The organism is Phytobacter sp. V69, assembly GCF_965644215.1.
GTDB lineage: Bacteria > Pseudomonadota > Gammaproteobacteria > Enterobacterales > Enterobacteriaceae > Phytobacter.
On sequence record NZ_CBFFRL010000148.1, the window covers coordinates 1 to 12,206 of the forward strand.

Consider the following 12,206-nt stretch of genomic DNA (forward strand, 5'->3'; position numbering starts at 1 on the left):
AGCGGGCATCGTGAAAAGTCTATGTCAAAGAAAGGGTTATGTTCTCATAATTGACGATTAAATCGCACCTTCCCTAGCATTTCATCGTGTAGGGAATATATCGAACAAGCCAATTGTCGTAGTAATACTCTGATAAGAAATACTCGTGAACGCCGCTTAAGGAATGCATAATATGCTTAAGACGAATTTGGCAAAACCATTTCTGGTTGTTTATATCATTTGGCACCCGGATTTCGCCGGTGGTGCTGGACTGGCCGAAATATTGCGTGGACACTTTCGTCGGGAACTCTATCAGAATGTTGCTGGAGGAACCGGTTTAAGTGTTATTTTTCGTTCTGAGCCTCTACCTGAAACGGGGAAGCCGCTGCCGATCAATTTTTCAGAATCAGAGACCACCGCAGTCCTCATACTTGCAGAATCATGTATGGCAAATGATCCTGAATGGGGGACTTACCTTCGGGAGCTATCCACGCAGTCGGAAATAGCTGGGCTAGGTACACATCTTTTCCCCATTGCTATTGATGGAGAAGGATTAAATCTGGGACTGGAAGAGCAGGCATTACGCTGGGATCAATGGATACAGGATGGGAGCAACGATACTGCAAACCTTCATATACGATTGATTAGTGAGCTTACATACGAATTTTGCAGGATGCTGCGCCATTACCTGGAACATCTGAAACAACCAGAAAAAGATGAAGATGAGTTGCTTAATTATCTCAAGAAAGTTCAGATATTCCTTAGCCATTCTAAACATGATAAAGATGGAGAGAGGATTGCTCATTTGATACGTGAGCAATTACATAGTGGACATGGGTTAAGTTCATTCTTTGATGTCCATGATATCCCTGCCGGGCTTCGGTTTCATCAGGTGCTATTGAAACAGCTGGCGCAAAGCGCAGTTGTTGCTATACATACCGACTCTTATTCTTCGCGTGAATGGTGTCGCCGAGAGATTATAGAAGCTAAACGTAATAGTGTACCTTTAGTTGTTGCCAACTGTATTAGTGAATTGGATGAAAGGGGATTTCCTTATATGGGAAATGTCCCCATAGTGAGAATGGATCCACAGCAGGCTGAACGAATTAATATCATTATTGCACGACTGCTTGATGAGGTTCTGAAAGATTTTCTGTGGCGCTGTCGTATACAATTGGTTAATACCGAACAAAGTGCAGTGCAGTTTGTTCCGCGTGCGCCGGAGTTAATCTCACTTGCTGGCTTAAAGTTCCACGGTATCGGGCAGCCTACAATTGTATATCCCGATCCACCCTTAAGTTCGGAAGAGGAGCGCTTATTTGAAGAAGTTAAACCCGGTATCAGGCTTAGAAGTTTTACCGAATGGCTGGCAGAGGGAACATCATGACTTATCGTGAAATGCTTAGTCAGCATGTTATTGCAATATCTACATCAGATAGCCCAGATATGCCTGTATTGGGGTTAAGTCAACAGCATTTATATGATGCAATGACAGAAATTGCGCGTCATTTATTAGCCTTGGGAGCCCGGATTGTTTATGGAGGAGATTTACGTGCTAACGGTTTTACTGAACTGTTATTTGAGTTAGTAGCACGCCATAGAAGAGATGCGGATGAGGGGGATGAACGTTCCAGTATATTGAACTATCTGGCATGGCCGGTGCATATGCAAAAAGATTCCAGTGACTTGGAAAGGCTCAGTGCGGACCTGAAAGGAATGGCAAGGCTTATTTTATTCAATCGGGATGGCGAGTCGTTGCCAATGGCAGAACGAGCCCATTACATAGCAACTATTCCTTCTGATGAAGATTGGGAAAAAGGTTTGACAGCAATGCGACATGCTATGTTACAAGACTCACATGCCCGTATTATTCTTGGCGGGCAGGTAGATAAGTATAAGGGGGCAATGCCTGGTATAGCAGAAGAGGCAATATTATCACTTCGTGCTAAACAACCCCTTTTCATTATGGGGGGCTTTGGTGGATGTGCAAAAGATATCACCGAGTCTCTGAATATTGTGGCATCTGACGGAATGCAGCAACGCAACTGGAGAGGTCGGGACGAATTTTCTGGTTTCTCTTTCCAGGATCTTAATAACGGACTCACTGAGGAAGAAAATACTGTGCTAGCACAGACTCCGCATGTGGACCAAGCTATCGCCATGATTTTGAGAGGACTTTTTCGATTAGTAAAACGTTGCTGAAAAATACTTAAATTCCATTATCATTTTATGTATTAGCTTAGACTTGCTTTGGCACTCTTGCGGTACTGAGCCTAAACCTAATCTGATATGTCGGTCTGTGCAAAAGCCCGTACACATAGTAGCCTTTTAATTTGTATAAGTAGCAGCAGAGCCGAAGTACAAGGAAAACGTTGTGAGACGATGACGATATGCAGAGCAATCATTATAATATGAAGAAAGAGCCGCACTTGCGGCTCCAAAATCTTATAATCTCGCATATATAGCATTAAATGTATTAGCTCAGACTTGATCTGACTGGGTAACACTTTAGAACACAATGAAATCGGACAATCGGCTTTTCGCGTGAAGCCAATATCGGAAGAGTATTGATGAAAAAAACAGTCGAGATACTGCAATACACATTGCACAAAGGCTCCGGGGCTGCTTTTCACACTATCATGCAGGAAATCAGTGTTCCTCTTCATCAACGCCACGGAATTGATGTCGTGGCGTTTGGTAACTCTCTGCATGATCCCGATTGCTACTATCTCATTCGAGCCTTTGAAAGTGCTGAAAATATGAATACGGTGCTTGATTCCTTCTACGCCAGCGTAGACTGGCGCAGCGGGCCACGCGAATCCATCATTGACTGCATCGAAACATGCACTAAAACAGCGATGCACCTGCCAGCGGCAAGTGTGGATGGGCTGCGAGTGTAAGCCCAATTCTACCCCGTGACGATTGAGTACCTACTGTCATATCAGGTCTGGTTCGGGGTATCAAAAGTGCCAGATCAAGTCTGAGCTAATACACATTAAACCAAGTTAATGTCTCGCCATTTGCATCACTTGCAGTGAGCATTTGATAACTCATTTTTGCTGTAGCAAATTTATTTATCTTCTTCTTCGCTTTACTTTCATTATAACGTGTTAAAGCAGATACCTCTGTTGATACATCTGTCGTATCATTTATGGTTATTTTTACACCAAACACCGCCTGAATAGCATCAGGGTGTAAATAATTTTCCATTTCCCTTTTTACAGTCATGAATGCTATGGAACCATCATTTCTAGCATTTACTGACTTACATTCTTTTTCATACTGAGGAGGGATGGCAACATCTCTATCATAGATGTGAACCTCAGGTTTATTTAGAATTTTTAAGTAATTATTATTAACCCAATCTTTAAGAGTATGTCCCCCCATTGGAATGAAAACTATACGCGGATCATTTATCATATCAGGAACATTTGGAACACCTTGGTCGAGATAAATTTTACCGATATTCTTTAAAAAGTTTATATCATTAGGGCCTTCAACGCATACAAGAACAGATGCCCTACTATCAGGGTATACGCCAAGATCATTCGCTATGTTCTTTAGCACATCATCATTACCATTTTTAACCTCTAAACCATCATCGAGTGTTCGGGTTATATGGCGTAGAGACTCTGTAGGTATCTTTTCCACAAGTGCAGGGACGTGGGTGGTAATCAATACTTGGCATTTATCAGCATTTGCTAATTCTTGAAATGCATCAATAAGAAGTCTTTGATTAGATGGGTGTTGAGATGTTTCAGGTTCTTCAATTGCATAAATAACTCCTTTATCTGGGAATTCTTTTTGCAATCTTTCTGCTTCCGCTTTAAAAAAACTAATCAGGACTAAACGTCTAACACCACTACCACGTTTATTGATAGCTATTCCTCTATCATCTTCCAATGTTAGCTTGAAAATATTTTCCCACTTAGGTTCCACTTTAAACTTTGGGATTAACCCGGCAGCAAGATTAGGAGATATATCATGTAAATGTTTAATTGTGTTTTCAGCCACTTCAACTGCATGTTCTTTTACGCTTTCTTTAATGGATTCAAGTTGAATGTCAATCTTCTGCAATGCTGTTTGAACCGCTGACTTCATAGGGTCCTGTACTTCTGATTCTTCATCGGTACTCGGCCTGTCTGCGCGGAATAATGCAAAGTGAGGGAGTTTATCATATATTTTTTCACAAATAACCTTGCCCTCCTCAGCATTTAATTTACCGAAGATTTCTTTAAGCTTTAAATCTCAAATTTTCCTGTAAATTTCTTGTCTTAAACTAACATTGGACCTTTTATCAGCTCCGTCAACACCAATAGATTCGGCAATTACTTTAAGTTCATCATTTTTTTTAGCAAGTAAAGATTTCGCGCCTTTTGCTGAGGGAGCCATACATTTAGCTTGAACGCTGCCAGATCCCTTACCTTTTGCAAATACTCTATATATTTCCAGCTTTCCATTACTATTTAATAAATATTCTTCTTTAAGGTTAGTTATAGATGTGGCATCCAAAACTATAGGTATATCAGCTCCTGAAAAGATACAGCCAATTGACACGTCTTCATTTTCCACGCTATCGACACATTTATCGGTGACATCATATTTACATAGTTTATGTTCAAAGAAGACACCAAGTGCGTCTAAGATAGTTGTTTTACCAACATCATTACGACCAACTAATGCAGTTAGTGAGTTAATGTCAATGCTATGTTCTCCATGGTAGCCACGAAAGTTCTTTAAGATTAGTTTTTCAAGTTTCATAAAAATCTCCATTTTTAAAAATTAAAATTTTATTTTTTTAAAAACTTACGTATTCGGAAAAACATTTGATTTTGTTGTATTCGAAGTAACAAGAACAATTTATAAAATTAGTTCAATCGAAGTCTTGGGTAAGACACTTTTTCTCTTTAATAAAACGGATAACTACGCATTGGACAATAGATACTTTAGGAAACACGCGGAAAAATTGTAACGTTTTGCTCATTCTAGACCTGATGTTCCTTCAACTTAGCAAGTTCGAGAGATAAGGGAAAGTTACGACAGTCTACCAAATTTATTTCACACCTGCTCTAAACAATATGGAGAAAATAATATATGTACTTATTAGTAAAGTTCTCCAGTTCCCTGATCTACACGTTTATAGAAATCAGAAAAATTACATGGGTCAGATATAACTGAGTTTTTATCACTACGAAAATCAAATTCTATTTTTTTTATAAGATCAATGGCTGGTATAGTCGAATTTAAAGGGATTTTTTTATAGTTTCTAATTCTGTGATATTCAATTGAGTCTAAGTCTACTTCAATCGCTTTATTACCGAAATAAAAAAAATGATCTGAAATCAACACGTTATTAGAGCTAGTATCTCGTTCAAGATTTGTCATGTTAAATGAACCATCAGCATTGCTATGATGAGAATCTTCTTGTATCCATTCATTGTTTTCATTTTGATGGTAGATATTATCGCCCAGAATTTGTACATGACTACCATTTCTAGCCGGTTTTTTGAGAGAGAACCTGGTATCCTCCCAATAACCATTGAAACTAATTTTTTCTGAAACTTTCATTAATAGGATACATTTTTTTTTAGCTAATTTTAAATTAGCTCCACCAACTCCGAGTATCCAATCACCCACTTTAGCCGACTTTCTAATTCCAGGTTTGCATGTTGCCAAGGTACAACTTCCATGAAATGGATTAGGTGCAAAACCAAAGTCTCTCGTTATTGCATAAACATAAAGGTGTGAGTTGGGGTCAATTAGCATACGACATTTCCACCTTGAACTTTATCACGATCCGTACCATCAGGTTTTTCAAAGGAAGTTTTACCTTCTAGTGCGTTGATAATGGCATCACTTCTCCAGGCCACTATAGAGGTTGCATACTTTTCGAGATTCTCTGGTAGTTTTACATCGCCTTTTAACCCATTTTCATATACACCTATGATTGGTTTTCCAAGTTGATGAGCTACTTGAATTTCCCAGTTTACCCAAGGTCTGGTATGTGTCTCTTTCCCGATAACAACTATAACTTGACTAGCCCACCTCATTTTCATTCTAAGTAAACGTGCAATCGTTCGGTCACTAAGTTTTTTTTCCTCAACTCGTCGCTGGTTTTCAGGTTTCATTCTAATAGAACTATTGCGTAAATGATAACCTTTTGCTGCAGCTAAACGAGAAACTCCATCAACACTCGCGTCGTCTTTATGATGATGGCTAACAAAAACATTTTTCTTAATTTCTTTAACCATTTTTAAATCCTTTGTAATTTGCTAATTATAAAATAATTCTATATTATTGCTTTGATAATGATATTTTTGTTTAGGTCTTTTATTGTTAAATTTAGTTCGGCATCTTTTATCTATCTCGCATGCACCACTGTTTTCCATGTCCATTAAAGTGTAAACTCTTTCTTCTTTAGGCAGGAAATGGAATATTTCATCCATGTTCCAATTTTCACTATACTTTTCAGCGATGTTATTTTGGTTTATAGTGAACCAGAATAAACACTCTTCGCTATTCATTCCATCTCTATTAGAAAAGATCCAATTAATTCCTCTTTCACAACCAGGGCCTGAAATAACAAAGTTCAACTCTGTAAACGGAAAGTTGGGTATGTATGTCAGATCTATGAAAATTTGATATGCTAGAAAATCCCCAATCCCTGAGAATGATTTTAAATGTTCAAAAACTTCGAACTGATTTCCTGATGATTTTACACCATTAACGATTTTATCTTGGTTATAATAAACAAATTTTATCATTCTAATTACCATATCATTTTCCGGTATTCCCTCTATATTTTTTAAGTATTTTCCGAAGTTAAACTTCGGACCTCCTAGAATATAGGCCGCACTAAAAAATACATAGCCTGGTTTTTTTAATGATATATTTATGGTCTTTTCTCTGATCTTTTCATTGATGTCGCGAATAGTCATTTTTGTGAAATCAAAGGGCGCATCAAGTTCATTTAATGTATCGCTTTTATTTATTACTCTAAATAAAAATGAATTGAGTATTTTATTTTCATAAGTTAATTTATTGTTGTTTGTTATATTTTTCAATAACCATTTTGTTTCTTTGTCCCATGTTCTTTTAGTATTTACAAATTTATAGTTTCTCAATATTTTGTCGTCTGTCCAATATGGCGGAAGGTTAAGTATCTCTTTCTTGTAATATATGGATGTCCTCTCTCGTTGATGATAAAACCATTCCCTGATAACAGCTTCATTCAAGATAGGTTTAGCGGTTTTAATTTTCATTTCTCTGACATTACAAAAAAGTTGATCGTTTTTACTGTTCACTTAATAATACCTTTTCGAAGAAATTTTTAAAACTATCAATTCCGTTCACATTGTTGTCAAAATGATATTCTGATTTTGTTTTATTCTTAGTGACATACTTGTCGATTTCGTATTTTTTATAATTGTTATTTTCCCGGTCTATATGTACTATAGTGAACTGATTGTTCTTACACCATGCGAATTCTTCATTTGATCTTATGTCAGTAATTATTATATTTTTATTCAAGCCTCCATTTTTCTCTAAAGTTTTCAACTCTTCTGATAGCATTCTAATAAATATTTTTTCTTCAATTTTCCTTAGGCTGTCTAAGCTCAGCCATATATCTCGTGGTGAATGGCTGATAAAGTCGCCGGTAGGTAAGGTTATATTGAGTGGTAACATTTTATTTTCAGGGGGGTAATCCTTTTCCATCCAAGGATAAATATAATTGGCCAATTTTTTGAGTTGATCGCTAAATGATAATCTAATAAATCCATAGTTGGATATCAGATAATTGGCAAGAAAGTCTTTTCCACTACCCGATATGCCCATGAATGCAATTTTCATAGACGGTCCTTATTAGAATTATTAAAATAATTAGAAGTTATGCTTAGATTGAAATCATTGCTTAACTTAGTTTTTAACACTATTGGTTGGTTGAACCTTTCCTGGAAAATATATGATAGAGCTGCTTCTGCATATCCCCAAAGTAAATTCCTTTCAGTTTCTACAAAGTGTTTAATAAATATTTTTTTTAGATTTTCGGTTTCCATATCTATTGTGTCTATTTTATGTTCATTTTCTGTTATTATTCTTCCAAGGAATGAAACTATATCACAGAATAATGATTTTATATTTTGTAATGATGGAGGGAATGATATTTCATCATCGTTTATCAAATCTGTCATTTGTTCTTCTTTTCTTTTGTATATTTCATTGGCTTGTCCTACTCTATCATCATATATATGAAGATTTGTTACTGACTGGTGTAAGTATCCCAGTTTAATCTCGCTATCAACTTCCCTCTGTAATATTGAAAGTACTATCTCTTGAAGTAAACTAAACTCGAAAAGATTTATATTGCTCACTCCAAATATTAGATCGCCGCTTCTTTGAACTATTTTAATGTTTAAATTTTTGTCAGGAGTGATAAAGAAATGAATTAAGTTATTACAAGGAATATCAACACTATGTTCTATGTTGTATACTTTTATGAGGCTTTCATTCGTATCTCTGTCAGGCATGTATAAGCTAATGACTGCTCTTCTTGTAAATATTCCTTCTTTTTTGAATTGTTGCACGACATTTTCAAGTTGCCCGTGAGCGTATAGTCTTTCCCCATAAGCTGCTCGCCAAATGACACCATCATCTGAGTATTTAGGCGCTCTTGGTAAAAAAAAATTTAGATATGGTTTAATTCTGTTGTCGCCAGAAAAAACCCATATAGCTTCAGCAAATGTGGAAAATATATTATTTTTTCGACCCGCTAAACTTAAATGCCTTGATCTAGGGTTTCGTAAGATCATACTAACATCATAAATAGTTATAGCATCCCCATTCCTTGTCGAAATACGAACTCCTTCATTAAGCACTTTTTCTAGGAGTTTCATTATTACATCGTTAATAGTTTCTCCGTAAATGACGTGCATAAACAAAACCTCATGCTATAAAAAACATCTTTCTAGTTGATATAGTTTATTGGACCTAATCCAGAATTTGGTCCAGCTATGATCTGGACTAACCGGATAGCACGTTTCAATCTCTTGCCTCTAAGAACAGGCTCGAAGGTGATAGCCAATTGGCTTCCCACTTAGCAAGTGAGACCTCGACCCACGCTACCGCCCTCAGTTGCATAGGCACTGCGCTTGTATGAACATTTACAAATGTTACTCATGTTATGGGTTTGGTCAATCTGGCAATAAGATAATTACGAAACTTTAGACTTATTACTTAAGTGGAGGTGGCGCGAGTCGCTAGCGAGTAAGACTGTCTCTTATATGTACCAGAAGCACAACTGACGATGCTCCAAAACCATAGTCACCGCTGCGTAGCAAGCTGGGGCCTCTCGCTACTCCCGGGTGCCCCAGTTACAACGTTGTGGGTTGCTTAAGAAATCTGTCCCGCCGGATTAGAGTGGTGGTGGATTGACTGACTGTACTCTGCGTTCAATACAGAGACAGCCCGGAACAGGCAGTAATTGATGCCGGAGCGAGACTATTTAAGAACAAACCGCCCCCGGTTAGCAGGATCGTCTCGTCCGGCAGGAAAGCATGCTAACACCTACATGAAGTCCCTGTCAGTGCAGGCCCCAGACTCAACACCACCAATCTACTTTTCACCACTGCGAAGTAAGGGGCGCTACGCCCGGCTATGCAGGGGCAGTTGTTCTCCTGTGCGCTTTTCGTTCCTCTATCGGCTTCCGGCTAATCGTTTCCCAACACAACCCGTCCCGCAAGGGTAAATGGCACGCATGCTGCGCCCTTGCAGGACAGAACGATGCCGGGAAAGCGAACCGTCAGGCGATACGAAGACGAAAATCACACACTGACGGAGAAAAATCATGACTATTTCCCTGCATACCACCCGGACAAGCGCCCCTAACACCGCAGCGGCAACCAGCGTATCCCCGCTGGACCCGTCAGGCTCCTCAAAAACGAAATTTTCTAAAACCAGAAAGGATATTTATCAGACAGTTACCGAAAACATCATTGCAGCGCTGGAAGCCGGTGTAAAACCGTGGTCCTGCCCGTGGCAGCGTGTATCCGGCATGTCTGGTCTGCCATCCAATTACGCCACCGGCGTAGCCTACAGTGGCATGAATATCATGTTGCTGTGGAGCAGTGCATCAAAACAGGGGTTCAGCGATTCACGCTGGATGACCTACAAACAGGCTCAGGCAGCAGGTGGACAGGTTCGCGAGGGTCAACATGGCACAACAGCCATTTTCTACACCACCATGGAGAAGGAAAACGCCGCCGGAGACATTGAGCATATCCCGATGCTGAAAACTTTCACCGTGTTTAACGTTCAGCAAATCGACGGTTTGCCCCTGATAACTGACACAGTCAGCCCGGAAGCAACCTTTGACCCGGTTCCGCAGGCTGAAAATCTGTTCAGGAAGAGCGGCGCGAACATCATAGAGAAAGGACAAAACGCCTTTTTCATCCCATCAACTGATGACGTCTGGTTACCGGAGCGCCATCTGTTTTCGGATGCGGCTAACTTCTACGCTACCGGCCTGCATGAGCTGGTTCACTGGAGCGGGGGCAAAAAACGCCTGAACCGTGAAATGAAAGGGAAGTTTGGCAGTACGGATTATGCAGAGGAAGAACTGGTGGCGGAGCTGGGAAGTGCCTTTCTGATGGCGGATCTGGGGATTGAGGGAGAGGTACAGCATGAAAGCTATATTGCTTCCTGGCTGAAAGCGCTGAAAAACGACAAGCGTTATATTTTCAAAGCGGCCAGCGCAGCCTCTAAAGCGCATCGTTATCTGATGGATAAACTCTGAGGCCTGAGCCGGACAACCGCAAGGGAATGCTGTTAAATGGTTTTTAACCGGCAACGCTGCAAGGCGCAGACTGAGGCGGAACGCAGCACAGCGAGTACCGAACAGTCTGCGCCTCGCAGTGGAATAAAAAAAATTCCGGCCTGGCGATATCGCCGCCAGGCCGGTGAGGCCATCACGATGGCCTGAGTAAAAGCTTACGTATAGCTGCCTAATGACAGGTGTTTCAGTTCATCAAAGGTATAAATGCGAAACACCCGACGGTGGCGTTCTTCCAGCGGGACATGCTGATGGTTGATGATGACATGCCTGATGCTGTCAAACAGCAGTTCAAGCGCACGCTTCTTCTGTGGATTGAGCACAACATAAAAAACGTAAATCCACTGCTTGCGGGTACGTGCCAGCAGGTGGTTTGCCATGATCGACTGATAACGGGCCCGGGTTTTCAGGCGGCGCTCGGTTTCAATGGCAATAACGTTACCGTCAGGCAGGGTCAGTAACCCGTCCGGGCGATGTTTCACCTGATACTGGCTGATAAAAGTGGTCCGGTCGCCGTTAATCCATCCCGAAGCACCTTTTTTCTCCAGAATAAGCCTGGCGGCCTGATTATCAAGATGGTGCTCCAGCGTCCAGCCGGTGATTTTTGATGGTTCAAACCGCGCAGGAAAGATTTTATCATTCGGGGTTAATACCACCGCCAGCCCGTCGCTGGTGATCCCCCATAATGAAATCCTGATTGTCCGTGATTCAAGCATATGCTTCTGGATTAACCCCATTCGCTCCGTTTTTGCCAGCAGCGAATAAAGCGACTTATGATCCCGGAAACCAAATAACTGCATCAGCGTTTTAAAATCACTGTAGGTTTCTTCTTTCAGGAAGTTCAGCAGTTGTTTTATTTTTTCGTTGTTACGCGTCTGGCGCTCGTGAAAGGACGAAATCAGCATAACCGCTCCTTAAAAATCCAGCGGGGACAGGTGTTCTTCATCATCAGGTTTCGGTTTTACCGGTTTTACTTCGCTTTCGTCGAAGAAAAAAGCCGGGTGCGTTGTCATCACATCCGGCATGGCTGGTTTATCATCCTCGCCAAAATCCAGCATTATCTTCATCGTGGCTGCCGCTGCGGCAATATCAGGGGAAACCGAAAAGATTTTTAGCTGACGCTTTCTGACCTTTATCGGTGAAATCAGTGAGGCAGAAGGTAGTGTTTTTGTCGTAAAGATAAAGCTGACAAAATCGGGCAGGTTCAGGATCATATTGCTGTCAATAAAGAAACGTTCGGCCTGGCGGATTGTGCGCTCACTGTCGATGGTTTCCGTCAGCATATTATCCGTCTTGGCCTTACGGAGTTCGTCATCCACCAGAAGGCGGATTCAACTCCGAAGTGCAACGCTAAGCCGCCAATCTTAGCTCTGCAAACACCACAGACGGTTGCCTGAAT

Annotated in this window: 10 protein-coding genes and 2 pseudogenes; 4 read left to right on the top strand and 8 right to left on the bottom strand. The window is 40.4% G+C overall.

Translation table 11 applies throughout. The features are described from left to right. The first annotated feature begins 172 nt into the window (after nt 1-172). From ACSZPU_RS18360 to ACSZPU_RS18370, 3 genes are all read left to right on the top strand, one after another. Nucleotides 173-1,366 (top strand): toll/interleukin-1 receptor domain-containing protein, encoded by a 1,194-nt coding sequence (locus ACSZPU_RS18360; protein WP_499001678.1) that lies wholly within the window; start codon nt 173-175, stop codon nt 1,364-1,366. Continuing rightward, nucleotides 1,363-2,181 carry a hypothetical protein gene (locus ACSZPU_RS18365; protein ID WP_499001680.1) on the top strand — a complete coding sequence of 273 codons (819 nt, stop codon included), beginning with the start codon at nt 1,363-1,365 and terminating at the stop codon, nt 2,179-2,181. Before ACSZPU_RS18360 ends, ACSZPU_RS18365 begins: the two co-directional genes overlap by 4 nt. A 368-nt stretch (nt 2,182-2,549) precedes the next feature. After that, nucleotides 2,550-2,879 (top strand): NIPSNAP family protein, encoded by a 330-nt coding sequence (locus tag ACSZPU_RS18370; protein WP_499001682.1) that lies wholly within the window; start codon nt 2,550-2,552, stop codon nt 2,877-2,879. A gap of 85 nt (nt 2,880-2,964) precedes the next feature. Here the strand turns inward: ACSZPU_RS18370 and ACSZPU_RS18375 are convergent. From ACSZPU_RS18375 to ACSZPU_RS18400, 6 genes and pseudogenes are all read right to left on the bottom strand, one after another. Then, nucleotides 2,965-4,752, bottom strand: a pseudogene (locus ACSZPU_RS18375) (ATP-binding protein). 330 nt (nt 4,753-5,082) lie between these two features. Beyond that, complete coding sequence (locus ACSZPU_RS18380) at nt 5,083-5,745, bottom strand: Nmad2 family putative nucleotide modification protein (protein ID WP_499001685.1); 663 nt, start codon at nt 5,743-5,745, stop codon at nt 5,083-5,085. Continuing rightward, the gene (locus ACSZPU_RS18385; RefSeq protein WP_002911710.1) at nt 5,739-6,230 is read right to left on the bottom strand and encodes a TIR domain-containing protein; all 492 of its coding nucleotides are present in this window, start codon (nt 6,228-6,230) and stop codon (nt 5,739-5,741) included. Before ACSZPU_RS18385 ends, ACSZPU_RS18380 begins: the two co-directional genes overlap by 7 nt. 21 nt (nt 6,231-6,251) lie before the next feature. After that, complete coding sequence (locus ACSZPU_RS18390) at nt 6,252-7,283, bottom strand: nucleotide kinase domain-containing protein (protein WP_063945090.1); 1,032 nt, start codon at nt 7,281-7,283, stop codon at nt 6,252-6,254. After that, nucleotides 7,273-7,830, bottom strand: a complete 558-nt coding sequence (locus ACSZPU_RS18395) for an adenylate kinase (RefSeq protein WP_499001687.1) — start codon at nt 7,828-7,830, stop codon at nt 7,273-7,275. The genes ACSZPU_RS18390 and ACSZPU_RS18395 overlap by 11 nt, the downstream gene beginning before the upstream one ends. Continuing rightward, the gene (locus ACSZPU_RS18400; RefSeq protein ID WP_499001690.1) at nt 7,827-8,912 is read right to left on the bottom strand and encodes a thymidylate synthase; all 1,086 of its coding nucleotides are present in this window, start codon (nt 8,910-8,912) and stop codon (nt 7,827-7,829) included. Before ACSZPU_RS18400 ends, ACSZPU_RS18395 begins: the two co-directional genes overlap by 4 nt. A gap of 911 nt (nt 8,913-9,823) precedes the next feature. On the opposite strand from ACSZPU_RS18400, the gene ACSZPU_RS18405 reads away from it, so the two are divergent. Continuing rightward, the gene (locus ACSZPU_RS18405; RefSeq protein ID WP_102190471.1) at nt 9,824-10,771 is read left to right on the top strand and encodes an ArdC family protein; all 948 of its coding nucleotides are present in this window, start codon (nt 9,824-9,826) and stop codon (nt 10,769-10,771) included. Nucleotides 10,772-10,965: 194 nt separating this feature from the next. Here ACSZPU_RS18405 and mobC read toward each other — a convergent pair whose 3' ends face one another. Together mobC and ACSZPU_RS18415 are read right to left on the bottom strand one after the other, a co-directional pair. Beyond that, nucleotides 10,966-11,712 carry a MobC family replication-relaxation protein gene (gene mobC, locus ACSZPU_RS18410; RefSeq protein ID WP_499001692.1) on the bottom strand — a complete coding sequence of 249 codons (747 nt, stop codon included), beginning with the start codon at nt 11,710-11,712 and terminating at the stop codon, nt 10,966-10,968. Between the two features lie 9 nt (nt 11,713-11,721). Further along, nucleotides 11,722-12,132 (bottom strand): annotated as a pseudogene (locus ACSZPU_RS18415) (MFS transporter); the annotation flags it as partial. Nucleotides 12,133-12,206: the final 74 nt, after the last annotated feature.

Coding starts and splice junctions, on each gene's coding strand:
- ACSZPU_RS18360 (WP_499001678.1), top strand. CDS start 173: ATGCTTAAGACGAATTTGGCAAAACCATTTCTGGTTGTTTATATCATT.
- ACSZPU_RS18365 (WP_499001680.1), top strand. CDS start 1,363: ATGACTTATCGTGAAATGCTTAGTCAGCATGTTATTGCAATATCTACA.
- ACSZPU_RS18370 (WP_499001682.1), top strand. CDS start 2,550: ATGAAAAAAACAGTCGAGATACTGCAATACACATTGCACAAAGGCTCC.
- ACSZPU_RS18380 (WP_499001685.1), bottom strand. CDS start 5,745: ATGCTAATTGACCCCAACTCACACCTTTATGTTTATGCAATAACGAGA.
- ACSZPU_RS18385 (WP_002911710.1), bottom strand. CDS start 6,230: ATGGTTAAAGAAATTAAGAAAAATGTTTTTGTTAGCCATCATCATAAA.
- ACSZPU_RS18395 (WP_499001687.1), bottom strand. CDS start 7,830: ATGAAAATTGCATTCATGGGCATATCGGGTAGTGGAAAAGACTTTCTT.
- ACSZPU_RS18400 (WP_499001690.1), bottom strand. CDS start 8,912: ATGCACGTCATTTACGGAGAAACTATTAACGATGTAATAATGAAACTC.
- ACSZPU_RS18405 (WP_102190471.1), top strand. CDS start 9,824: ATGACTATTTCCCTGCATACCACCCGGACAAGCGCCCCTAACACCGCA.
- mobC (WP_499001692.1), bottom strand. CDS start 11,712: ATGCTGATTTCGTCCTTTCACGAGCGCCAGACGCGTAACAACGAAAAA.